The 21,898-nt window shown below is 46.4% G+C and carries 21 protein-coding genes and 1 pseudogene; 2 read left to right on the top strand and 20 right to left on the bottom strand.

Features of this window, described 5'->3' with window-relative positions:
• Nucleotides 1–606: a DUF4391 domain-containing protein gene (locus tag Q7Q81_RS03740; protein WP_304273791.1), complete on the bottom strand. Its 606-nt coding sequence runs from the start codon at nucleotides 604–606 to the stop codon at nucleotides 1–3.
• Nucleotides 606–3,842: pseudogene (locus Q7Q81_RS03735) on the bottom strand (helicase-related protein). The gene Q7Q81_RS03740 and the pseudogene Q7Q81_RS03735 overlap by 1 nt, the downstream one beginning before the upstream one ends.
• Before the next feature lie 223 nt (nucleotides 3,843–4,065).
• On the opposite strand from Q7Q81_RS03735, the gene Q7Q81_RS03730 reads away from it, so the two are divergent.
• On the top strand, nucleotides 4,066–4,266 hold the full coding sequence (locus tag Q7Q81_RS03730; RefSeq protein WP_044484102.1) for a helix-turn-helix domain-containing protein: 201 nt from the start codon (nucleotides 4,066–4,068) through the stop codon (nucleotides 4,264–4,266).
• A gap of 102 nt (nucleotides 4,267–4,368) precedes the next feature.
• Here Q7Q81_RS03730 and Q7Q81_RS03725 read toward each other — a convergent pair whose 3' ends face one another.
• The 12 genes from Q7Q81_RS03725 to rimP all read right to left on the bottom strand — a co-directional run bounded on the left by Q7Q81_RS03725 (nucleotide 4,369) and on the right by rimP (nucleotide 15,852).
• Nucleotides 4,369–5,622 (bottom strand): ATP-binding protein, encoded by a 1,254-nt coding sequence (locus Q7Q81_RS03725; protein ID WP_304273787.1) that lies wholly within the window; start codon nucleotides 5,620–5,622, stop codon nucleotides 4,369–4,371.
• A gap of 370 nt (nucleotides 5,623–5,992) precedes the next feature.
• Nucleotides 5,993–7,195, bottom strand: coding sequence for an ATP-binding protein (locus tag Q7Q81_RS03720; protein WP_304273785.1), 1,203 nt, complete (start codon nucleotides 7,193–7,195; stop codon nucleotides 5,993–5,995).
• Between the two features lie 260 nt (nucleotides 7,196–7,455).
• A complete protein-coding gene (gene rpsO / locus Q7Q81_RS03715; protein ID WP_009145254.1) occupies nucleotides 7,456–7,722 on the bottom strand; it encodes a 30S ribosomal protein S15 in 267 nt (88 codons plus the stop codon).
• 155 nt (nucleotides 7,723–7,877) lie between these two features.
• On the bottom strand, nucleotides 7,878–8,801 hold the full coding sequence (locus tag Q7Q81_RS03710) for a bifunctional riboflavin kinase/FAD synthetase (protein WP_304273783.1): 924 nt from the start codon (nucleotides 8,799–8,801) through the stop codon (nucleotides 7,878–7,880).
• A 2-nt stretch (nucleotides 8,802–8,803) separates the two neighbouring features.
• Nucleotides 8,804–9,679: a tRNA pseudouridine(55) synthase TruB gene (truB, locus tag Q7Q81_RS03705; RefSeq protein ID WP_304077246.1), complete on the bottom strand. Its 876-nt coding sequence runs from the start codon at nucleotides 9,677–9,679 to the stop codon at nucleotides 8,804–8,806.
• Nucleotide 9,680: 1 nt separating this feature from the next.
• Nucleotides 9,681–10,631 carry a DHH family phosphoesterase gene (locus Q7Q81_RS03700; protein WP_304273782.1) on the bottom strand — a complete coding sequence of 317 codons (951 nt, stop codon included), beginning with the start codon at nucleotides 10,629–10,631 and terminating at the stop codon, nucleotides 9,681–9,683.
• The gene (gene rbfA / locus Q7Q81_RS03695; RefSeq protein WP_021720223.1) at nucleotides 10,624–11,001 is read right to left on the bottom strand and encodes a 30S ribosome-binding factor RbfA; all 378 of its coding nucleotides are present in this window, start codon (nucleotides 10,999–11,001) and stop codon (nucleotides 10,624–10,626) included. The genes Q7Q81_RS03700 and rbfA overlap by 8 nt, the downstream gene beginning before the upstream one ends.
• 105 nt (nucleotides 11,002–11,106) lie before the next feature.
• Nucleotides 11,107–13,635 (bottom strand): translation initiation factor IF-2, encoded by a 2,529-nt coding sequence (gene infB, locus Q7Q81_RS03690; RefSeq protein ID WP_304273781.1) that lies wholly within the window; start codon nucleotides 13,633–13,635, stop codon nucleotides 11,107–11,109.
• An 84-nt stretch (nucleotides 13,636–13,719) separates the two neighbouring features.
• Nucleotides 13,720–14,016, bottom strand: a complete 297-nt coding sequence (locus tag Q7Q81_RS03685) for a L7Ae/L30e/S12e/Gadd45 family ribosomal protein (protein WP_303706839.1) — start codon at nucleotides 14,014–14,016, stop codon at nucleotides 13,720–13,722.
• A complete protein-coding gene (rnpM, locus tag Q7Q81_RS03680; protein ID WP_365688225.1) occupies nucleotides 14,003–14,275 on the bottom strand; it encodes an RNase P modulator RnpM in 273 nt (90 codons plus the stop codon). Before rnpM ends, Q7Q81_RS03685 begins: the two co-directional genes overlap by 14 nt.
• Nucleotides 14,275–15,348 (bottom strand): transcription termination factor NusA, encoded by a 1,074-nt coding sequence (gene nusA, locus Q7Q81_RS03675; RefSeq protein ID WP_210684552.1) that lies wholly within the window; start codon nucleotides 15,346–15,348, stop codon nucleotides 14,275–14,277. Before nusA ends, rnpM begins: the two co-directional genes overlap by 1 nt.
• Before the next feature lie 24 nt (nucleotides 15,349–15,372).
• Nucleotides 15,373–15,852 carry a ribosome maturation factor RimP gene (rimP, locus tag Q7Q81_RS03670; RefSeq protein WP_246869372.1) on the bottom strand — a complete coding sequence of 160 codons (480 nt, stop codon included), beginning with the start codon at nucleotides 15,850–15,852 and terminating at the stop codon, nucleotides 15,373–15,375.
• A gap of 389 nt (nucleotides 15,853–16,241) precedes the next feature.
• Between rimP and Q7Q81_RS03665 the strand changes: the two genes are divergently transcribed.
• Complete coding sequence (locus Q7Q81_RS03665; protein WP_304273780.1) at nucleotides 16,242–17,435, top strand: pyridoxal phosphate-dependent aminotransferase; 1,194 nt, start codon at nucleotides 16,242–16,244, stop codon at nucleotides 17,433–17,435.
• 289 nt (nucleotides 17,436–17,724) lie between these two features.
• Here the strand turns inward: Q7Q81_RS03665 and Q7Q81_RS03660 are convergent, their stop codons facing one another.
• From Q7Q81_RS03660 to modA, 6 genes are all read right to left on the bottom strand, one after another.
• Nucleotides 17,725–18,426, bottom strand: a complete 702-nt coding sequence (locus Q7Q81_RS03660; RefSeq protein WP_304273779.1) for an energy transducer TonB — start codon at nucleotides 18,424–18,426, stop codon at nucleotides 17,725–17,727.
• Nucleotides 18,423–18,836: an ExbD/TolR family protein gene (locus Q7Q81_RS03655; protein ID WP_293812212.1), complete on the bottom strand. Its 414-nt coding sequence runs from the start codon at nucleotides 18,834–18,836 to the stop codon at nucleotides 18,423–18,425. Before Q7Q81_RS03655 ends, Q7Q81_RS03660 begins: the two co-directional genes overlap by 4 nt.
• Before the next feature lie 16 nt (nucleotides 18,837–18,852).
• Complete coding sequence (locus Q7Q81_RS03650; RefSeq protein WP_009145240.1) at nucleotides 18,853–19,479, bottom strand: MotA/TolQ/ExbB proton channel family protein; 627 nt, start codon at nucleotides 19,477–19,479, stop codon at nucleotides 18,853–18,855.
• A gap of 236 nt (nucleotides 19,480–19,715) precedes the next feature.
• On the bottom strand, nucleotides 19,716–20,060 hold the full coding sequence (locus Q7Q81_RS03645) for a winged helix-turn-helix domain-containing protein (protein ID WP_304273778.1): 345 nt from the start codon (nucleotides 20,058–20,060) through the stop codon (nucleotides 19,716–19,718).
• Between the two features lies 1 nt (nucleotide 20,061).
• On the bottom strand, nucleotides 20,062–21,093 hold the full coding sequence (locus tag Q7Q81_RS03640) for a molybdopterin-binding protein (protein WP_304273777.1): 1,032 nt from the start codon (nucleotides 21,091–21,093) through the stop codon (nucleotides 20,062–20,064).
• A gap of 13 nt (nucleotides 21,094–21,106) precedes the next feature.
• Nucleotides 21,107–21,898 carry a molybdate ABC transporter substrate-binding protein gene (gene modA / locus Q7Q81_RS03635; RefSeq protein ID WP_304221104.1) on the bottom strand — a complete coding sequence of 264 codons (792 nt, stop codon included), beginning with the start codon at nucleotides 21,896–21,898 and terminating at the stop codon, nucleotides 21,107–21,109.

Here is a 21,898-nt window from a genome sequence, read left to right as displayed (position 1 = left end):
TTATAATTCCTCCAGTTCTTTTTTCAGCTTGTTTATTGCTTCACGCAAGGTCAGTTTTTTTCGTGCCTGCTTTTCCGCAAACATTTTCTTCGTCAACGCTGCTATCTGTGCTTCTGTTTCTGCCCGCCTGCCGGCATTGGCAATTACGGAAGCAGATGTAAGCCCTGCAGATGGCGTTAAATTTGCCACCTGCAGAGCGAAGTGTTCCCAAATATCCTTTAAGCTTGTGCCTTGCAGAGTAACCCGTTGCTCTGCCGCAGGCTTAAATTCATTGAGGAATATTTTATTGTCAAAAAGCAGAGCTAATTGCAGCTTATCTGCATAGCAAAGCGCTAACAGCAAGCGCTGGTCAATCAGCCTGCACAGCCTTTGCAAAAGCCTTTCCGCACAGCCCTCCTGCTTCAGCTGTACTGCCAAAACAAAAACAGCTTTCTCCTGCTTTTGCAAGGCAGGTATTGTGCGTAAGGAAATTTCGTTGACGATGGTTATCTGCCTGATGGCTGCGTCAAACTCCTTCTGCTCCGCTGTATTCAGTTCAAACTTGCTGTATAAAGCACGTTTGGGAATAATTTTCTTTACTTCTGTAGTCTGCGGTAAGCCTAACATCACTGCTCACCTCGCACAACTAGAAAGCAAATCAGTTCAAAATCATCCAGTCCTTTAATACTGTTATCAAAGAAGCTGATTTCCTCACCGCTCAGGAAGCTGTCAACATCGTCGGCATCCTTCACATTGATTATGGAAGCAATAGCATCCTCCAAAAGCCGGGAATAAACACCCATACTTCTGCCATCATTCGTCGCCTTGTTGAAATCGCTGCACACGTCTGTTAAAGGCTTATCCTTGCCACGGCAGGTAAAGCGCAGCTTGTCCAGCAGCTTCTTCGGTGCCAAATGGTTGCAGATAATCTCTCCATCCTCGCCAATATATACGGCGTAAAACGGATGCAGAAGATTTTTTCTGTCTATATTTATGTTATCCGTGCAGTTTTTCAGCACGTAAATTACCCCAGGAGGGCATTCCTCACTCGCAGGCACAACGGCATGCAGGCCAAAGGGTGTTTTATCCAGCTCGCCATGCGTCTTGATATATTCCAATAAATCTAAGCGGAACTCGTTCAAGCCTAAATCCATAATGGAAATACCCGTACTCATATCCTCAATATCGACAACTTCCTTTTGCAACTGCTGCAGCTGCTGCTTGCGATACTGCAGGTCGAGCTTTTCATTATTGCTCAGCAGGTTATCATCTGCCGTCGCTGTCAAATCCACCGCCTTCATACGGCTTTCTACACGGCTTTTGAGGTCAATGTAGTCGTCCAAATCCACGTCTGGCCAAAAATTAACCAATTGGATAAAGGCATTTCTGCTGCCTATGCGGTCAATACGGCCGAAGCGCTGGACGATACGCACTGGATTCCAATGTATGTCATAATTCACAAGAAAGTCACAATCCTGCAAATTCTGACCTTCGGAAATACAATCAGTAGCAATCAAAATATCTATCTCGTTTTTATCCTCAGGGAAAAGCAGCTTCTTATCCTTCGCTAAAGGTGCAAAACAGGTCAGTACGGTATTCAAATCACACCTAAGCTTCGGTATCGTGCATCTGCCATCCACCGAGCCTGTAACCATCGCCGTATGCAAGCCAAACTGCTCCTGCACATGCTTGCTGACATGCTCATAAAGATAGGCAGCAGTGTCGGCAAAAGCAGTAAACACAATAATTTTCTTGTTATCTGCATTCAAGGGATGCTGAATTTTATCGTCTATAAGCTCTAGCAGCTCCTGCAGCTTATTATCCTGCACAGGCGTAATGCTCTGCACCATCCCAAGCAGCTCATCCAAACACTCCTTGTCATGCTGCAAGCTATGCCCCCAGCTCACAATATCCATGTCAGCCAGCTCAATAGGCACCTTTTTGCCCACAACAAAGCTTTCCTCTTCCATATCAAAATCGGCGCCGCTGAAATCAGTACCGGTATCCACCTGCGCATTAGCAAGCCTGTGCTGCGTGAAGCTGTCTATCTTTTGCAATGCTGCGCAAATACTAGCCCGCACTCTTTCCACAGTCAGCCTGAACGAATACACGGAGCTTTCCATGCGCTTCAAAATATTTATCGCCATCAGTCGACGAATACCACGCTCGCGGTTCGCCTGTGTAAAGCCAGTATTGACCTTATTATCATCAAAAAGCTCTGCATATTTCGGCAAACGGCTATGCAAAATAAATTCCGTCGGAGTATATATAGACAGCTCCAGCTCATCAAGCTTCGAAAATATTTCTTTATAATTTACTGCGCCATTCTTAACCAACGCAGGGCGAAAGGATAGCGGCGTTTTGCGTTCAGGAAAGCTGCCAATAGCCTTCGTATCATAATATCTGGTAATATGCTTGCGCGAACGTGCAATAGTTACAGAATCAAGCAAATTGAAAAAATCATAGCTGAGGTTCTCCAGCAAATTCTGCACTGTGCGTTCTGCCGGAGGCAGTTTCGACCAATGATTATAGGCTGCCTGCGCATTACGGAAAATATCATCTATAGAATTTTTGGTATTCAGCTTATCATTAATTTTGCTGCTATCACCCTCATAGGCCAATTGAAGCTGATTCTTCAAATCGTTAAAGCGATTATTAACGGGAGTAGCAGAAAGCATCAACACCTTTGTCTGCACGCCCTCACGAATAACCTTGTTCATTAGCACCGTATAGCGATTCTCTTTATCTTCGCCATCAAAGGCACCGCCATTACGGAAATTATGCGATTCATCAATAACTACAAGGTCATAGTTGCTCCAATTTATCCTGCTCAAATCAATCTCACCGCTATAACCACGCTTGCGCAGCAGGTCAGAATGATATAAAACATCATAACGCAGCCTATCACTGGCAATAGGATTGTTTTTATAGTTAGCGCGATACGTATTCCAGTTGTCTGCCAGCTTTTTCGGACATAATACAAGTACATTCTTGTTGCGTCCTTCATAATATTTGATAACGGCTAATGCAGTAAAGGTTTTGCCCAAACCAACACTGTCAGCTAAAATACAGCCATTATATTTTTCCAGCTTATTAATAATGCCTAACACAGCATCACGTTGAAAATTAAAGAGCATATTCCAGATTTTGCTGTTCTTAAAGCCTGTACGCTCATTCGGCAGCTCATCCTCACTGATATCCGTAAGAAATTCATGGAAAATATTATACAGCGTCACGAAATAAATAAACTCAGGCGCATTTTCATTATAAGCCGAGCTTATACTGCTTATAACATTGTTGGTTACGTCCTTTAACTCTTCTTCGTTCTGCCAAAGCTCGGTGAATTGCTCTATGAGTGCCTGCGACATAGGGCTTTCAAACTTAGCTATTCTCACGCTCATAGTGTTTCCCTGCTCACAGCCTAAATCAACAGTCGTGAAGCTATTAACGGTATAATACGCTATATCGTCCAATACAATAAACCTAGTTGTAATTTCCTTATTACCAACATTGGATTTAAAGGTAACCTTCTTCTTAATCCACTCAGCACATTCTTTAGCAATTGCCTTTTGATTTAATTCGTTGCGCAGCTTTACCTCAAATTCCGTGCCATAAATACGACGCTCACGATTTATTTTAGGAATATAAAATTCGCGTTTTTCCTTCTTGCTATTCTCTTTTTGAATAAAAGTGGGATCAGTGAAAATAAAACGTAATTCTTCAATCTCGCTTAGCTCCTTACGCAAAGCCTCGAAGGCATACATAGAAAAATCTGCTGCCACAATAGACAGCATACTGCCCTTTTACAATTCTAAGGCCAAATCATCTTTTAGCGTTATATTTACGTTATCAATAAAGTCCATTTTCTCAAGTCAGCTCCGTTAATTGTTTACGTATCAAAAATTTGTCAATAACTCATTATAATGATACACTGTTGTCCCCCCCAGTCAAGCAAAAGCACACATCGAGTGTGTTTTGCCTGAAGTATTAGCAAGCTAATACTTTTCTCTTTTGATTTTAGCGCAATTTGCGCTAAATAGCAAGTTAAAGTGCCTTCTCTTTCTATAATGTTATTGGGTGATAATAATGTATCAGCGCATTCGCGACTTACGTGAGGACAAGGACATGACGCAAACACAAATGGCTGAAATCCTTAACTGCTCGCAAAGAGTCTACAGCAACTATGAAAAAGGCGAACGGGATATACCGACAGATATACTCATTGCCTTGGCTAAATTTCATAACACATCCACGGATTACATTTTAGGCTTAACAAACAAAAAATAAGGATTCACTTCGCAAGTAAATCGGAAGTGAATCCTTATTTTTATTATAACGATGAATTCTATTACGAGAAACGTGCATTTTCTCCCTTTTCTCGTAATAGAATTATAAAAGCATGCTTTCAGGTTGAAGTAAAAACTGCTGCAACCCCAACACCAAAATTCCCTCTTCATTATACCAAGGCTTTATATCATCCTTAACCACGATAATCTTTTTAAACGAATCATTGATACGGACAAGGGAATTCTGCTCCTGCTCCATCTTTTCCCTATCAGGAATGAAAAAGGCGGACTGAATATAAAAGCGCTGACTTCCCTTATTGCAAACAAAATCAACCTCTAAATTCACCTTTTCCTGCTTTCCTTCAGCATTTTTGGTACGATACTCTACAATTCCGACATCAACATTAAAATCACGCACCAGCAATTCATTATAAATAATGTTTTCCATAATGTGATTCTCTTCCTGTTGACGAAAATTCAAACGTACATTGCGTAAGCCAACATCAGTAAAATAATATTTGAATGGTGAAGCAATATACTTCTTACCTTTAATATCATATCTTTCTGCTTTACTCAATAAAAAAGCATCCTGAAGATAATCAATATATACTCCGATGGTCTTATCACTGACCTTAATACCCTTGCTAGCAAAAGTATTGGCTAACTTGGAAGGATTAGTCAAAGAACCAACGGACGAAGCCAAAATATTCACCAAAGTATCCATAACCACATCGCCACGCAAGCTATTACGCTCTACTATATCAGCCAAATACACCTTACTGAACAAATCTCTCAAATATTTTGCTTTTAGCTCATCCTTTTTGCGAGCTAAAATTTGCGGCAACCCACCATAAGTATAATAATTCTTCCATGCCTCTTCTTTGCTTCCTTCAAATACAGAAGCAAATTCTGCATAATTCAAAGGATAAACGCGTACTTCATCACCACGCCCGCGAAACTCTGTCAAAATGTCAGTAGACAAAAACTTAGAATTGCTGCCAGTAACATAAATATCCAGATTACTGTAGCGATTTAAGCCATTCAATAGCTTTGCAAAGCCATCAACAAACTGCACCTCATCAAGAAAAACATAGTTTATTTTCTCTGGGACTATCTTGCTTTTAATATACTCATTAAGCATCTGAATATTAAGCATATCTTCCCATTCAGGACTATCTAAAGCTATGCGTATAATGCAATCCTTATCTACTCCGTTTTGCAGCAGGTAATTGTAATACAGATTAAATAACAGATATGATTTGCCACATCTGCGAATACCGGTAATAACCTTAATCTCTCCGTTTTCTTTACGGTCTATAAGCTTTTGCAGATAAAGATCTCGTTTAAATTCTGTCATTCCACACACTCCTATTACGAGATTTTTCACCTAGTGCACTTTTCTCGTAATAAGTATAGCATTATTAAGCACCTTAAGCAAGCTTAAGCATATTTTCTATTACGAGATTCGGGCACTTTTTCCCTTTTCTCGTAATAGAATTGCCTTTTTGCTGCTTCATCGCCACTTTCTATTACGAACTTTTTCACCTAGTGCACTTTTCTCGTAATAGAATTGCTTATTACAGAAAAAAGTTTAAACTATTTTCTTCATTTTTCTAGCTAACTACGCTGTTAAGCCTGCAAAAACACATCGAAATCCATATAAAAATCACGCAAGCACAGTAAACTGCTTACGTGATTAATTCAAGATATTATATTGCTTGCTAAAATTAAAGAGCGACTTTTCTAAGCAGGAAATCGATGAGATTATAATGGATAATGCCATTTCTTGAAATGGTATGCTTATCCAAAGTTATAACATATTTGGGATAATTATCGGCAATTTTTTCATATGCCCCAAACTCTCGCTCTACTGTTTTTTCATCAGTTAAAAGATATGCTGCCTGAATATAGACAATCTTTCCATTCAATTCTGCGATAAAGTCAATCTCACCCTTCCAGGTTTTACCTACATAGACCTTGTAGCCACGCGAAATCAGCTCATTATAGCAAATTGTTTCAATAATATAGTTATACTCGTCCTTAATTCTGTTTTTTTTCAAATGCAGAAAGCCAAGGTCGCAAACATAATACTTCTCTTCAAATGCAAGCGCCTTCTTGCCACGAATATCATAACGCGAAACCTTATCACAAACACAGGCATCAACAATACAGCGCAGATAATCGTACACAACAGGTGCAGAAACCTTATGCCCATTACTTGAAAGTGTACCGGCAATAGCATTACCGGAAACAGTCAGTGAAGAGTTACCTACAATATAATCAAGTACCTTTTCCAGCACCAGCGGCGAATTTATTTTGTTACGCATGACTATATCCTTCAGCACAACCGCATCATATATATTATTTAAAATAACCTCTTTGGTTTCCTTATTGGCAGCACCACATACCAAAGGCAAGCCACCATAAGTCATGTATTCCGCCAACAGGCTTTCATAATCCGGTGCAGAGATATCTTTGTATTGACAGAACTCCATAAAATTGAACGGCAATACGCGCAAAGATACTGTCCTGCCACTTAAATGCGTAGCTAATTCTCCCGAAAGCAGTTTGGAATTAGAACCGGTAATAAAAATACTCACATTATGCGTTGCTCGAAAAGAATTTACCACAAGCTCAAAATTATTTACATTTTGAATTTCGTCGAAAAACAGATAATATTTACTTTCATCAATAATTTTTTGCTCAACATATTCATAAAAAGCATCTGCATCTGTCAGCTTATGATACTTGTAATCTTCAAAATTTATGTAAACGATATGCGAATCCTCGATACCATTTTCCTTTATTTCAGCAATAACCTGACGCAAAATAGTAGATTTACCGCAACGTCTGATGCCGGTAATAACCTTTACTAGCTCCGAATCATAAAATGGGCGCAAACGTTCCAGATACTGTGTTCTGATAACCATAACCCTGCTCCTTTCCGCTTTGTCAGCACGTTCTCCTTTATTATATTCTAACACAAACAACCATCACCCGCAACAGTGTTAATTATTTTTAACACCATCGCACATTTCGTCGATAGTATTAATTTATTTTAACACTATGAGTGATTTTTGCATTAGTGTTAATTATTTTTAATACTATTGCACGAGATACTCCTCTTTAACCTAAATGCAAGCACAAAAAAAGCCCGCCCTTACGGACGGACTTTTCAGCATAAACCGGATTATTTACGGATACCCAGTTTAGCAATGATTGCACGATAGCGCTCGATGTCTTTGCTAGCCAAGTAGTTCAGCAGGCCACGACGTTTACCTACCAGTTTCAGCAGGCCACGACGGGAATGATGATCTTTTTTGTGCTCTTTCAGATGCTCGGTCAAATATTTGATGCGTTCGGTCAGAACTGCGATTTGTACCTCAGAAGAACCGGTGTCACCTTCATGACGTGCGTTTGCCAGAATTACTGCTTGTTTAGCTTCGCTAGTTAACATTGTTTGTTTCCTCCTAAAATTTCAAATTGCCATAAGCGTAGCAGCCGTTGGAGAATCGAACTGCCAGGCCTTGGTTCAAATACTATGATATTATACCATATCTTGCCACCAGATAGCAAGTATTTTGTAAAGTTTTTTATAGAAACAGCTTTGATTTACCGCAATGCCGCTTCGCAGTCGTTTTTATCCTGCGCCAGCTGCTGCTTTAGCTGCTCAATGCCGGCAAATTTTACTTCACCGCGGATTCGCTGCACAAACTGCACTGTGAGCTGCTTACCGTAAAGGTCACCAGTAAAATCAAAGATATTAGTTTCCAGACGCGGTTTGGCAACATCGCCAAAGGTCGGATTATAGCCTATATTCGCCATACCATGATAGCTTGCACCATTCACCAGTACGCGCACAGCATACACTCCCCCCAGAGGAACCGCAACATGAGCATCCTCCAGCTCGATATTGGCTGTAGGATATCCCAACAGTCTGCCGCGCTCGTTGCCGTGCGCCACCGTGCCGCTGATGCTGTAGCTGCGCCCCAGCATAGCAGCAGCCTTTGCTACCTCGCCTGCGGCAATCAGCTGACGGATAGCAGTACTGCTGATAACGGTTACGCCCTCGCTTACCAGCTCGCGTACAATCAGCGCAAAACCCATGGCCTTGGCGGAAGCAGCCAGAGTATAGACAGTTCCCTGTCCGCGGCAGCCGTAGGTGAAGTTGGCACCGACTACCAGACAGCTGTAATCAAGCTGCTGCAAACGCTGCAGAAATTCTTGCGGCGAAAGGTCTGCTACCTGCTGATTAAAGGGAATATCCACCAGCACATCCACGCCAAGCTGCTGCAAAAGCTCCTGCTTTTGCGCGCCGGTTATCAGCGCCGGCGGCACCATGCCCGGACGAATCCATTCAAAGGGATGGTTGCTGAAGGTAAATACCGCCAGCTGCGAATTACATTCATGCGCCTTATCCCTTGCGGTTTCAATTACATCAAGATGACCGCGATGCAAACCGTCAAAGGTACCCAATGCAACCACACAGGGAGCGGAAAATTTATGCAGTTGTTCTAAAGAAGTAATAATCTCCATGCTTATTCCTCTGGCATCGGGTAATGCTCTAAGATTTTTTCTGCCTGCAGGCGCTCCTGCTCACAGCGGACGATGCCTAAGAATTCATCCCCCGGCCCCAACAGAACGTATCTGCCGTCAGCAGTCTGCGCCACCGTGGTGCGTACACCGTTAGTAATGCGCGCCGCCTGACGGGCGTTCACCTTGAGCTTGGGCAGCTCAGCAACGGCAGTCAGCGGCTCTGCGGCACAAGCTTCGGGATTCTCCGCTATTTCCTGCAGCGTGCAGGCCTTGTCAATCGTGTAAGCTCCCACCTGCGTGCGCAGCAAAAAGCTCATTGTACCGCAGGTTCCCAGCGCCGTTGCCAAATCTTCGCCAAGAACGCGAATATAGGTGCCCTTGGAGCAGGCCACGCGCACGGTAAAGCTGTTTGCCGTATAATGCAGAAGCTCCAGCTTATAGACCTCGATGGGACGTGCAGTGCGTTCTACCTCTACGCCCTGACGAGCCAGCTGATACAGCTTTTTGCCGTTGATTTTGATTGCCGAATACATCGGCGGCAGCTGCATCTGCTTGCCGGTAAATTGCGCCAGCACCGCTTCCAGCTCCTGTTTGCCGAATGCAGGCACAGGCATCGTTTTGACAACCTCACCGCTGTCATCGCCGGTAACTGTCTGCGCTCCCAGCGTAAATTCGGCAATATATTCCTTGCGGCCTTCTACAGCAAATTCCAACAGACGGGTCGCACTGCCCGCAAAAACAGGAAGAACTCCTGCCGCGTCAGGGTCAAGAGTTCCCCCATGTCCGATTTTCTTTGTGTTAAGCACGCGCCGCAAAAAGCCGATAACATCATGTGATGTCATCTGTGGTGGTTTTAATACATTAAAAATTGCGTCCATATTAAACCAATTTGCCCAGTGCCTCCAGCAGCTGAGTGCGAGCCTCCTCTACCGGTGCATAAATCGTACAGCCTGCTGCCCGCAGATGACCGCCGCCGCCGAAGGCTACAGCCACAGCAGATACGTCAACGCTCTTGGAGCGCATGCTCACGCGCGTTACCGCCGGCTCTACGGCCTTGAACATAATAGCTACGTCAACGCCCTCAATATAGCGCGGGTAGGACACAAAGCTGTCGGTCTGGACATCCTTGTCATATAAATCGTTGGTAATTGTGAGATAAGCAATTTTGCCTTCATAAGCGAAGGTCAGCGAAGGCAGTACCTTGGCCAGCATCTCTACCGTATCACGGGAGCGCACGTCCAGTGCATCGCTGATTTCGTTAGGCTGAACGCCGTATTCCAGCAGCTTGGCAGCATTACGCATAGTTTTCGGCGTAGTGTTGGCATAGCGGAAGGAGCCGCAGTCTGTGCTGATTGCTGTGTAAAAACAGGTAGCAATTTCCTTATCAAAGGGCCATTGCATAGCCATGAACAGATCACACATTACCTCGCCCACGGCTGCTGCCTTGGCATCCAAATAGAGATAATCGGCAAAGCGTTCGTTGGAAATATGGTGGTCGATGTTCAGCAGTGTTTTTGCTTCCACAACCTCGGACACCAGACCAATACGGTCAAAGGAGCTGGCATCAATAACTACCAGCAAATCTGTCTGCAGCTTGCTGCCCTCTACCGGGCGTTCACACAATTCAATACCGGGAAAAAAGCTAAAGCTTTTGTTGATAACGTCATCACAGAAAACAGTAACCTGCTTGCCCTGTGCCAACAAAAAGCGCGCCAGTCCCAAAGTGGAGCCCAGGGTGTCACCATCCGGACTTACATGGGTGCACAGCACGATTTTTTCTGCCGCCAGCAGCATAGCGCCTGTTTCCTGCAGGCTAAGCTCCTTACTCATGCTCTGCTTCCTCGGCTGCAGGCTTTTCTTCCTGCTTAATCTTATCTAAGATGCTCTGAATATGCGCACTGTATTCTGCGGAGGTATCCTTCTGCAGAATCAGGGTCGGTGCAAAGCGCAGGCGGATGCGTTTGGCGATTTCCGTACGCATAAAGCCTAATGCCTTGTTCAGAGCCTTCCAGGTTTCATCCTGTTTATCCTTGGGACCATACATGCTGATGAAAATCTTTGCATAGCTCATGTCATCTGTCAGCTCCACGCCTGTTACGGTAACAAACTGAATGCGCGGATCCTTGACATCATGCAGCAGCATTTTGCTGATTTCGTGCTTGATGGCCTCTTGTACTTTTTCTACTCTAAGTCTTGCCATTTTCTTTTCCTCTATATATAGATACAGACTGACGTACAGGCAGCAGCTGCGGGGAATGCGGCGTATGCGGCCGGCATTCCTGCGCAATGTGCCTTATGCGGCAGACTATTCTACTGCGATTTCTTCCATGTCGTATACTTCAAAGATATCGCCCTCTTTAAGGTCGCTGAATTTCTCTAAAGTAATACCACATTCAAAGCCTTGGGCAACTTCCTTCACATCGTCCTTGAAGCGGCGCAGAGATTCGATAACGCCCTCGTGAACTACGATGCCGTCACGGACAACACGAACCTTGGAGCTGTTGGTAACCTTGCCTTCAACTACATAGCAGCCTGCAATCTTCAGCTTGGAAATAGTAATCAGCTGACGGATTTCTACGCGGCCTTGGATAACCTCCTTGAATTTAGGAGCAAGCATACCCTTGATAGCAGCCTCAACGTCGTTGATTGCGTCGTAGATAACGCGGTAGGTGCGTACGTCAACCTTCTCGGTTTCGGCAGCCTTACGCGCGTTAGCGTCAGGACGAACGTTAAAGCCGATAATCAGTGCGTTGGCAGCGGATGCCAGCATTACGTCGGATTCGGTGATAGCGCCTACTCCTGCATGGACAACGGCAACCTTAACCTCATCGTTTTTGATTTTTTCCAGGGATGCCTTCAATGCTTCGATGGTACCCTGAACGTCAGCCTTAACAACGATGTTCAGCTCTTTGATTTCGCCTTCTTTAATGCGTTGGAACAGGTCATCCAGAGAAACCTTGGAGTTCAGCTTGATTTCCTCTTCCTTCTTCTTGGCGATACGTTTTTCGGCAACGCCGCGGGCAGTCTTTTCATCGGTGCTGTCGAGGATATCGCCGGCAGCCGGTACATCGTTCAGGCCCAGTACCTCTACAGGGGTAGAAGGCAGAGCCTTCTTAACCTTTTCGCCACGGTCATTGATCATTGCACGAACCTTACCATAGGAGGTGCCGGCAATAATGGTATCACCGATATGCAGAGTACCGCGTTGTACCAGTACGGTAGCAACCGGGCCGCGGCCTTTATCCAGCTGTGCCTCGATGATGGTGCCGTGAGCAGGCAGATTCGGGTTAGCCTTCAGCTCCTGCATTTCAGCAACCAGCAGAATCATTTCCAGCAGGTCGCTGATACCTGTTTTCTGATGTGCGGAAACAGGAACCATAATGGTGTCGCCGCCCCAATCCTCAGGAATGAGCTCATGCTCTGCCAGCTGTTGTTTAACGTGATCCGGATTTGCGCCCGGACGGTCGATTTTATTGATAGCTACAATGATAGGTACCTTTGCAGCCTTAGCATGGTTGATAGCCTCGATGGTCTGCGGCATTACACCGTCATCTGCTGCTACAACCAGAATTGCAACGTCGGTTACCTGTGCGCCGCGGGCACGCATAGCGGTGAAAGCCTCATGGCCCGGGGTATCCAGGAATACAATCTGCTTGCCCTGGTAGTTTACCTTATAAGCACCGATGTGCTGGGTAATACCGCCGGCCTCGCGGGAAGTAACGTTGGTTTTGCGGATAGCGTCCAGCAGGGAGGTTTTACCATGGTCAACGTGGCCCATAACGGTAATAACCGGCGGACGCGGAACGCGTTTTTCAGGCGGATCGTCAACCTCGGGAATCTCGGTCGGATCCTCTTCCGGAGCCTTTTGGCCAACCTCTACGCCGAAGTTGTCGCCGATAAGCTGTGCGGTATCAAAATCGATATCCTGGTTGATGGTAACCATTACGCCCAACATGAAGAGAGCCTTGATTACTTCATTAACCTCACGCTTAATGAGCTTGGAAAATTCCTGTACATTGATAGATTCGCCGATTTCAACGTAGGTCGGACGAACGATTTCTACCGGAGCCTGTTGTTGCTTCGGTGCGGGCTTCTTGCCGCCTCGGTTTACCGGCATCTGATGGCCGGCGCTGCGGTTCGGACGGCTTTCGCGGGTAGCGTAGCTGCCCTTAATCTGCGGCTTGTTGTCCTTACGGCTCTTGCCTGCGTTGCGACCGCCCTGACGGTTATCGCGACCGCCTTCGCTGCGGCCACCGCTAACCTGTGCACGGCTTTCACCGTGTACGCTCGGGCCCTGCTGGCTCTTAGGACCTACAAAGATACCGCCCTGGCGTTGTTGGCTGTTGCGGTTACCCTGACGGTTGCCCTGAGCACCCTGCTGACCGTTGCGATTTTGCGGACGACCTTCGTTACGGCCACCTTGGCGGTTGCCCTGCTGGCCACCGCGGTTCTGCTGCGGACGGCCTTCGTTGCGGCCGCCCTGACGATTTTCGTTACGCCCTTGTTGAGCGTTGTTGTTATTGCGTTGATTTTGTTGCTGATTTTGTTGCATATTCCTCTGTCCGTTATTCCTATTCATATTGTTATCGTTTCTTTTAGCTGTAGCCTGCGGATGCGCAGGAGCAGCCGGTTTGCTGACATCACGTTTTTCCGTCTTCGCCGGTTTGGGCGGTTCTGGTTTTTTATCGTATGCTTTACGGATAACAGACATAGCCTTGTCATCAGCTGCACTAAAATTAGTTTTTTCGATATTATTTTTCTTCAACAGGTCAATGACCTCATTTACCGGTTTACCATAATCCTTGGCAACCTCATATATTCTTTTATTACCCATTCATCCACCTCCAGACCAGATAATAAGAAGCAGACTCATCTGCGGAGCTTACACAAGCTGCGCAGACAACTGTGATTTAAATCATTATTTTTTCAACAGCATGTTGGCAAAATTCGCATCGGTAATAGCCACAGCTATTCTTGGTCCTTTGCCGATTGCATAGCCCAGCTCATTGCGCGTCAACAGCTCAATAACCTGTACACCTGCCATCTCTGCCAGGAAATAAATTTCCTTTTTTGAATTAGGGGCAGCATCTTGTGCCAAAACAAGTACCTTGACCTTGCCGCTTTTTAAGGCAGCACGCACAGCTGTATCGCCGGAAGCGGTTTTACCTGCCTTTTGCGCCAACCCTAAAGCAAATGCGACATTATTGCCTGCCATGTTCGAAATCCTCCAGCAGCTGCTTGAGTACATCCTCACCGATAGGCTTTTCCAAAGCGCGCTCCAGACGTTTTTCCTTTACGGCCTTGGTAATGCATTCCTTATCGGGGCAGACATATGCGCCGCGTCCGTTCTTCTTGCCGGTAAGGTCAAGACTGACCTCGCCCTCAGGCGAACGTACAACGCGCAGCAGAGCCTTTTTATCCTTCATTTCATTGCAGCCTAAGCATTTACGCTGCGGAATTTTTTTTACCTTCATCATGCTTCTTCCACGGGAGCAGGCTCAGCAGCAGCCTCTTCGGCAGCCTGAGTTTCGCTCTTAATATCAATCTTCCAGCCGGTCAGCTTAGCAGCCAGGCGGGCATTTTGGCCTTCCTTGCCGATAGCCAGGGACAGCTGGTAATCCGGTACGACAACGCGGCAGATTTTGTCTGCTTCGTTAACGGTTGTCTTAACAACCTTTGCCGGGCTCAGAGCATTGGCAACATATTGTGCCGGATCTTCACTGTATTTTACAATATCAATCTTTTCACCGCGCAACTCGTTGACAATAGTCTGCACACGCATGCCCTTGTGGCCTACGCAGGCACCTACCGGATCAACATTGCTGTCAGCGGTATATACGGAAATTTTGGAGCGCATACCGGGCTCGCGGGCAACGGATTTGATTTCAACAACGCCGTCATGGATTTCCGGAACCTCCAGCTCAAACAGGCGCTTCAGCAGGCCGGGATGAGTGCGGGAAACCATAATCTGCGGTCCCTTGTTGGTGCGCTTAACCTCAACAATATAGGTTTTCATACGCTCATGGTATTGGTAGATTTCACCGGGAATTTGCTCGTTCGGAGTCAGTACGGCTTCAACCTTTCCCAAATCGATATAAACGTTTTGGTTTTCCATGCGCTCGATAATACCGGTAACGATATCGTTGGCACGGCTTTGGAAGCGTTCATATACCTGTCCGCGCTCTGCCTCACGGATACGCTGTACAACAAACTGCTTAGCGTTTTGGGCAGCAATACGGCCGAAGTTTTTCGGAGTAACCTCAACCTCTACGATGTCGCCTGCAAGATACTGCGGGTTGATTGCCTGAGCATCCTCCAGAGTCATTTCGTTAATACCGTCAGCCTCGCCTTCAACAACAGTGCGCTGAGCATATACATGGATTTCACCGGTTTCTTTATTCATTTCAACACGGACATTCTGGTTTGTGCCGGTGTTCTTCTTGTAAGCAGCAACCAAAGCGTCATCAACAGCCTGGAACAAAAGCTCGGGGTCAATACCCTTTTCCTTTCCTAATTCCTGGATTGCTGAGATAAAATCTGCGTTCACTTAATAAGCCTCCTATTTCTTAAATTAAAAGTCTATATGCGGTCTGATATTCGCAATCAGCCTACGTTCAATGCGGTCAGGATTTTTGAATTCCTTACCTTTAATAATCTTTTTAACCTGTACAGCTTCGTCATCATGTGCTACCAGAATGCCGGTCAGATTTTTCATTCCCTCCCACGGAGTATAGAACATAATGTCAACCTTGGTGCCGTAGGCAGCTTCAAAGTCCTTGTCCTTCTTCAGCGGACGGTCAATGCCCGGGGAAGAAACCTCCAAAAAGTATTTGTCAGGAATAGGATCCTCTGCATCCAGAATCTCCGTCAGCTTTTCGCTCACCATCTGGCAGTCATCAATTTCAACTCCACCAGGCTTATCGAGAAAAATCCGTAGGTACCAGTCCTTTTCACGCACATATTCTACATCAACCAGAGTAAGTCCGGTATCCTGCAGAAGGGGTTCTACCATTGCGGTAATCAGTGCTTCAACTTCTTTTGCCTGCATCATTTTCACCTCCATATTAAGTTTTTCTTTCTGTATTAACCTTGCGGCCAACACCTGCCTCTGCCGCAAATGCGTCAGAAACATCATAATAAGCGGAAAGAGCGGGCTTTAAACCCACTCTTTCACAAGTCATACTTATTTTGGCTATCCTTATTATAGCATCTGTTGACAAGTCTTGCAAGTAGCTTACGCTATATCTAGTTATTATATGTTAAATTTTATACAGAAAAATGCTAAATCTGCCACGTAAAATGTATACACTGCGCTTTCCCTTGTCAGTGGCAAAAATATCTGCTACAGTAATATAGTAAACAGATAGAGATTGTGGAAAAAGTGTCAGTTTGGACAAGGGCGCTTTATCGACAAGCTTTTTTATGAAAGGTGGTATTTTTATGTCCTATAATTTTGATGCTGCTGTTTCTCCCTTTATTAAAGCACTGCCTCCCTCCGGTCTGGCAAAGTTTCTTGATATTATGGCCGCTAACCCCAACATCGTGCCTCTCAGCGTAGGCGAACCCGATTTTGATATTCCGCAGGCTGTCAAGGATGCCGAAATCAACAGCATCTGCGAAGGCAAAAGCTGCTACACTCCTACGCTCGGACTTTTGGAGCTGCGCGAGGCAATTGCGGATGATATCCATAAAAACTATGGCGTGAAATACGACCCCAAAACCGAAATTATGGTAACCGTAGGCGTCAGCGAAGCACTGTACACCACTATTACTACCATTATGCATCCCGGTGACGAAATTATTCTTCCCGAGCCCTGCTACGTTGCCAACAAAGCCTGCGTTATTCTGGCAGGCGGCAAGCCTGTTTCCGTAGAAACCTATCAGGAAAACGGCTTTGTGCCTACTATCGAAGATTTGGAAAATGCTGTTACGCCCAAAACCAAGGCTATTATGCTTGGCTATCCCAATAACCCGACCGGCGCTATTATGAGCAAGGAGCAGATTAAGGCTATCGGCGACTGGGCTGTAAAGCATGACCTGATTGTCATCAGTGACGAGCTTTATGCTCATCTTACCTACGGCGGCAAAACACACACCATGTTCACCTCCTTCCCGGAATTCCGCGACCGCACCATCATTTTCAACGGCTTCTCCAAAGCCTACGCTATGACCGGCCTGCGTCTTGGCTATATCATGGCACCGGCAGCAATCATCAACGCTATGAACATCCTGCATCAGTATGTTGTGCTCTGCCCCAACGTTACGGCACAGTACGGCGCGATTGCGGCACTGAAATACTGCCGTCAGGACGTTGACAATATGGTTGCCGAATACAGCCGCCGCCGTCAGATTATGATTGACGGCTTCCACAAGATGGGACTGCCGCTGTATGAGCCCGAAGGTGCCTTCTATGTTTTCCCCTGCATCAAGGAAACCGGCCTTTCCAGCATGGAATTTGTTGAAAAGCTGCTGGATGAGCAGGAGGTTCTCGTAATCCCCGGCAATATCTTCGGTGCCGGCGGTGAAGGCTATATCCGCTGCTCCTATGCTTACAGCGAAGAAATCCTGCATAAGGCACTGGAGCGCATCGCCCTCTTCGTAACGAAATACAGAAATCTGAACAAGGCGAAATAACTGTTATGCTGATTCCATATTAGACAAGTTCTTTTATCATATAGTATAATATACACAGCTGATAAAATATCAGCCGACGATTTTTGTATTTATCTAATCCCTTCCACTTCGTCTCACTCCTTCCGTGAGACACAAGACAGAAAAAACACGGTGCATAATGCCCGTGTTTTTTTCTTTTGCATCGATATAATCATCTTCTTAAACTCGATATTTCTCCCGAAATTAAAGCTGCTGTCTCCGGCTTCATCCGAATACAGCAGCTTCTTTGCGTCAAAGCATCTATACATTTTTATCTCAAATTAAAGCTTACTGCACGCGTAACGCGACAGCGTGCATTCTGCCCGTACTTATCTTTGGCAGGACTGAAGCGCCATTTGTTGACTGCCGTCACAACGCTGTTATCCATAGCACCGTTGCCGGAGGAACCGACAACCGTTACATCCTCTACACTGCCGTCAGCACCTACCAGAATGCGTACCGTTACCACACCGGTAGCACCGCTGTTGCGTGCGGACGCAGGATATACAGGCGCAACCTCACGCAGCAGGCGTGGCGGCTTGACCGGCACACCGCGGCCTTCGCCGCTGCCATTACCGCTGCCGTTGCCGCTTCCGCTGCCACTGCCGCTGCCTGTTCCGGTACCAGTGCCTGTACCTGTACCGCTGCCGGCAGGATTACCGGCAGGAGCCTTCGGTCCGGGGGCTGCCGTTGCCTTTTTCCTGACAACCTTCTTTTGCGGTTTAGGCTTCAGCTTTTGGTCAATAATATCCTCCAGGCTTTGGATGATAGGCTCTTCCTGCTGCTCCTCCTGTTCGATTTCTTCCTCCTGAGCTTCAGCACCGCCACCACCAGATTCCAATGAAACCTCCAAAATTTCCGGAGGCGTGTGCACAAAGCGGTAGCCGAAAATGCCAAGGCCGGCGGCAAGAACAAGATGCACAGCCAGAGCTACGGCAAAGCCTTTGCCAAATCGCTTTTGTTCATCCTTCATTTGCTCTCACCTGTATCCGTAGCCAAACCGAAGCGTGTGACACCTGCTCCCTTCATTTTATCCATCAGCTGGATAATAGTTTTATAAGGCGCTTCGTCCTCTGCTCTGATAATAACCGAGAAAGAGGAATCATGCTTGCTTTCAATCGCAGCATTCTGAACCAGCATATCCATCTCGATTTTATTTTCATCAAGATAAAGGCTGCCGTCCTTTTTGATTGTTACATTAAAATTGCTCTTGCTGACATTCTCCGAATGCCGAGCAACAGGCAGGCGGATAGGAATCGTCTTGACCTCGCTCATATACATAGTGCTGACAATGAAAAATACCAGCAGCAGGAAAATCATATCAATCATCGGACTGAGCATGATTTCCGGTGCCTTCATCACTCTTTTACGACGTCTGCGCATTTTCTGACACCGCCCCTCATTTGCTCTGCTCGTTAGCTTTGAAAATATCAACCAGCGTATCTGCGACCTCGTTGATATTCAGAGTTTCGGTTTTGATTTTGCTTGTAAGATAAGCATGGATACACATACCCATAATGGCAATGCACAGGCCGAAAACTGTAGTAATCAGCGCTTCGCCGATACCTGCGGTAACAGCCATCGGGTTTTGGGTTCTTTCGTTCAAAGCATTAAAAGAAGAAATCATACCAGTAATCGTACCGAGCAGACCGAGCATCGGGGAAAGACCGATAACAACGCTCAAATAGTTGATATTTTTTTCCAGACTGTCGATAATACGGTCTGCTTTAGTATAGACAATAGTTTCCAGACGCTGGCCGAGGTCACCCTTAATATCCAGAATTTCCTTAGCCATGGCAGCAGCCTCGCCCTTGCTCTGCTCTGCCAGTTCACTGGCGCCAACCAGATTAAAGTCATTCATCATGCGGCAGAAGCTGCTCGCGAACTTTTCTCCGGAAATAGCCTTCTTATAGAAAAGATATCGTTCCACACCAATAGCAATAGCGGCAAAGGAACACATCAGCAGCGGCCACATGCAGGGACCACCCTTAACAAAATAATCAACAGCTCCGGCAAAAATACTCATACTTAAACCTTCTTTCAAAAAATAACGCTGCAATTTTTTATTTTGCGGCAAACTACAAGCTCAGTATCCGCTTATACACAGCGGAAGGAAGTCGGCATAGCTCCCATATCTGATACTTGTTGCTATTTACTAGATGTTTATATTATAGCCTCTTTACTAATCTGCGTCAAGAAAACACAAACTATATAAACAAAGGCAGTACAGGGAAAATTTCCCGTACTGCCACAAGCTTTATGTTATTTGAAATACTTGGCAAAGGCCTGTGCCGCCGCCGACTGCACCTCTGTATTGAAGGCTGTATACCGCTCGAGCAGCAAACGTCCCTCCGGCGTCAGCACGCTGCTGCCGCCGCTTTTGCCGCCTGCCGTACTGCTGACCAGCGCAAAGCCCAGGTCTGCCTCTGCACGTCGCAGAATCTTCCACGCCTTGCTGGCCGACATCCCCATAGCCTTGTAGGCAGCACTCAGCGAACCGGTGGCCTCAATGCGCTGCAAAAGCTCCGCCACACCCTTGCCGAAATCAATGCTTTCGTTATAAACGCGCACCTTCACATGATAATGCTGCGGGTCTGCGTAGGTCATTTTACCACCCCTTGCCAAAGCCGCAGGCAGGATAGGTGCAAACGGCGCAGTTCAGGCACAGTCCGCCCTCGCCCAGAGCTGCCAGCTCGTCGGCAGTAACAAGGTCACAGGCCAGCACACGCGGCAGCACCAGGTCGAAAACAGTGCGCTTAGCATACATCACACAGCCAGGCAGGCCCAGAACAGGCACCTGGTCTTTACCGTAATACGACAGCAAAAACATTGCCCCCGGAAGCACAGGCGCACCGTAAGACACAATGCGTGCACCAGTGTTTTTTATTGCCAGCGGTGTGCGGTCGTCCGGATCAACGCTCATGCCGCCGGTGCAGAGCACCATTTCCGCGCCCTTTTCCTCAATTGCGGTTTTTATCGCAGCGGTAATCTGCTCAGGTTTATCATCCAGAACTTGCTTATATACTACCTCCACGTTGAACTCTGCCAGCTTTTCCTCCAGCACAGGCGTAAAGGTATCCTTAATGCGTCCGTGGAAAACCTCGCTGCCTGTCGCCAGAACGGCAGCCTTTTTGATTTTATACGGCAAAAGCTGCAGCAAAGGCTCTTCGCCGCACAGCTCACGCACACGCTGCATTTTTTCCTTTTCGATAACCAGCGGTATAATGCGTGTACCGCAGAGCTTATCGCCCTTCTTCACCGGCGTATTGCCATGACGCGTCGCAATCATCATCTGTCCGAAGCTGTTCACCAGGCGCAGACGCGCGCTGTCCACCTTAAACAGACCGTCAGCAGCGGCGGCCAGCTCGATTTTGCCCTCCTTCACAGGCGATTCATCCATCATGGTATTTTTGCAGATGTCACACAAAATGCGTGCGGCATCATTTTCATGCAGCATACTTTCATCAGCTTCCCACACATATAAATGCTCCTTGCCGATGGAAAGCAGCACCGGAATATCCTCCGGCTGTACCACATGTCCCTTGCGGAACACGGCATCCTTAGTAACGCCCTTGATAATCTGTGTCAGGTCATGGCAGAGAACACTGCCGACCGCATCCTCAGTACGAATTAATTTCATGTTTATCTACCTCTTATTTAGCCTGCGCAAAGCCGTAGGCGGCAAAAATCTTCATAGCTTCTTCGGTCTGCAGGAAGGCAGCAAAATCCTTGGCAGCCTCAGCCTGCGGAGCCTTAGCCAGCACGCCGATAGGATAAATTACCGGCTTCTTTAAGGAGCCTGCCGGAGCTTCGGCAACAGCAGTTACCTTATCCTTCAAGAGTGCTGCATCGGTAGCGTAAACAAGGCCTGCATCGGCACTGCCTTCGGCAACCCAGTTCAAAACCTGTGTTACATTGGTGCCAAGGCTTACCTTGCCTTGAATACCTTCCCATTGACCAAGCTTGGTCAGTGCTTCCTTGGCATATTGGCCTGCAGGAACGCTGGCAGGATCGCCGATAGCAGGATGCTTAGCCTTGCCGAAATCATTGAAACCTTTGATTGCGCTGCCGCTTTTAGGCACAATCAGCACCAGCTTGTTTTCCAGCAGCGGCTTTACAGTACTCTTGTCCATATAGCCCTTTTCGCTCAGTGCGTTCATCTGCTTGTTGGCCGCAGAAATAAACACATCCGCTGCCAGACCGCTTTCAATCTGTGCCTGCAGCTTGCCGCTGGCATCATATACGCCTTCGATTTTGATTTCCGGATGCTTTTGCTGATACAACGGAATGAGCTTTTGCGTAAATACCTTTTCCATGCTGGCAGCAGCAGCCAGACGCAGTGTTTTGCCTGCCTGCGGTGCAGCAGCCTGCTTATCACTGCCGCCGCAGCCTGCAGCCATAACAGCTACCATTAAAGAAAATACTAAGCATAAGAGTTTTTTCAT

Origin of the sequence: Phascolarctobacterium succinatutens (assembly GCF_958453765.1) — a bacterium.
In the GTDB taxonomy this organism is placed as follows: Bacteria; Bacillota; Negativicutes; order Acidaminococcales; family Acidaminococcaceae; genus Phascolarctobacterium_A; species Phascolarctobacterium_A succinatutens_B.
Note: the sequence above shows the minus strand (reverse complement) of the source record. Positions and strands in the feature narration are given on the sequence as shown.

Coding starts and splice junctions, on each gene's coding strand:
- Q7Q81_RS03655 (WP_293812212.1), bottom strand. CDS start 18,836: ATGCGCAGACGTCGTAAAAGAGTGATGAAGGCACCGGAAATCATGCTC.
- Q7Q81_RS03645 (WP_304273778.1), bottom strand. CDS start 20,060: ATGACCTACGCAGACCCGCAGCATTATCATGTGAAGGTGCGCGTTTAT.
- infB (WP_304273781.1), bottom strand. CDS start 13,635: ATGGGTAATAAAAGAATATATGAGGTTGCCAAGGATTATGGTAAACCG.
- Q7Q81_RS03700 (WP_304273782.1), bottom strand. CDS start 10,631: ATGAGTAAGGAGCTTAGCCTGCAGGAAACAGGCGCTATGCTGCTGGCG.
- Q7Q81_RS03740 (WP_304273791.1), bottom strand. CDS start 606: ATGTTAGGCTTACCGCAGACTACAGAAGTAAAGAAAATTATTCCCAAA.
- rimP (WP_246869372.1), bottom strand. CDS start 15,852: ATGATGCAGGCAAAAGAAGTTGAAGCACTGATTACCGCAATGGTAGAA.
- rpsO (WP_009145254.1), bottom strand. CDS start 7,722: ATGTTAACTAGCGAAGCTAAACAAGCAGTAATTCTGGCAAACGCACGT.
- Q7Q81_RS03665 (WP_304273780.1), top strand. CDS start 16,242: ATGTCCTATAATTTTGATGCTGCTGTTTCTCCCTTTATTAAAGCACTG.
- truB (WP_304077246.1), bottom strand. CDS start 9,679: ATGGACGCAATTTTTAATGTATTAAAACCACCACAGATGACATCACAT.
- Q7Q81_RS03685 (WP_303706839.1), bottom strand. CDS start 14,016: ATGGCAGGCAATAATGTCGCATTTGCTTTAGGGTTGGCGCAAAAGGCA.
- Q7Q81_RS03710 (WP_304273783.1), bottom strand. CDS start 8,801: ATGGAGATTATTACTTCTTTAGAACAACTGCATAAATTTTCCGCTCCC.
- modA (WP_304221104.1), bottom strand. CDS start 21,898: ATGAAAAAACTCTTATGCTTAGTATTTTCTTTAATGGTAGCTGTTATG.
- Q7Q81_RS03730 (WP_044484102.1), top strand. CDS start 4,066: ATGTATCAGCGCATTCGCGACTTACGTGAGGACAAGGACATGACGCAA.
- Q7Q81_RS03650 (WP_009145240.1), bottom strand. CDS start 19,479: ATGAGTATTTTTGCCGGAGCTGTTGATTATTTTGTTAAGGGTGGTCCC.
- Q7Q81_RS03725 (WP_304273787.1), bottom strand. CDS start 5,622: ATGACAGAATTTAAACGAGATCTTTATCTGCAAAAGCTTATAGACCGT.
- rbfA (WP_021720223.1), bottom strand. CDS start 11,001: ATGGCAAGACTTAGAGTAGAAAAAGTACAAGAGGCCATCAAGCACGAA.
- rnpM (WP_365688225.1), bottom strand. CDS start 14,275: ATGAAGGTAAAAAAAATTCCGCAGCGTAAATGCTTAGGCTGCAATGAA.
- Q7Q81_RS03720 (WP_304273785.1), bottom strand. CDS start 7,195: ATGGTTATCAGAACACAGTATCTGGAACGTTTGCGCCCATTTTATGAT.
- Q7Q81_RS03640 (WP_304273777.1), bottom strand. CDS start 21,093: ATGAAATTAATTCGTACTGAGGATGCGGTCGGCAGTGTTCTCTGCCAT.
- Q7Q81_RS03660 (WP_304273779.1), bottom strand. CDS start 18,426: ATGAAGGATGAACAAAAGCGATTTGGCAAAGGCTTTGCCGTAGCTCTG.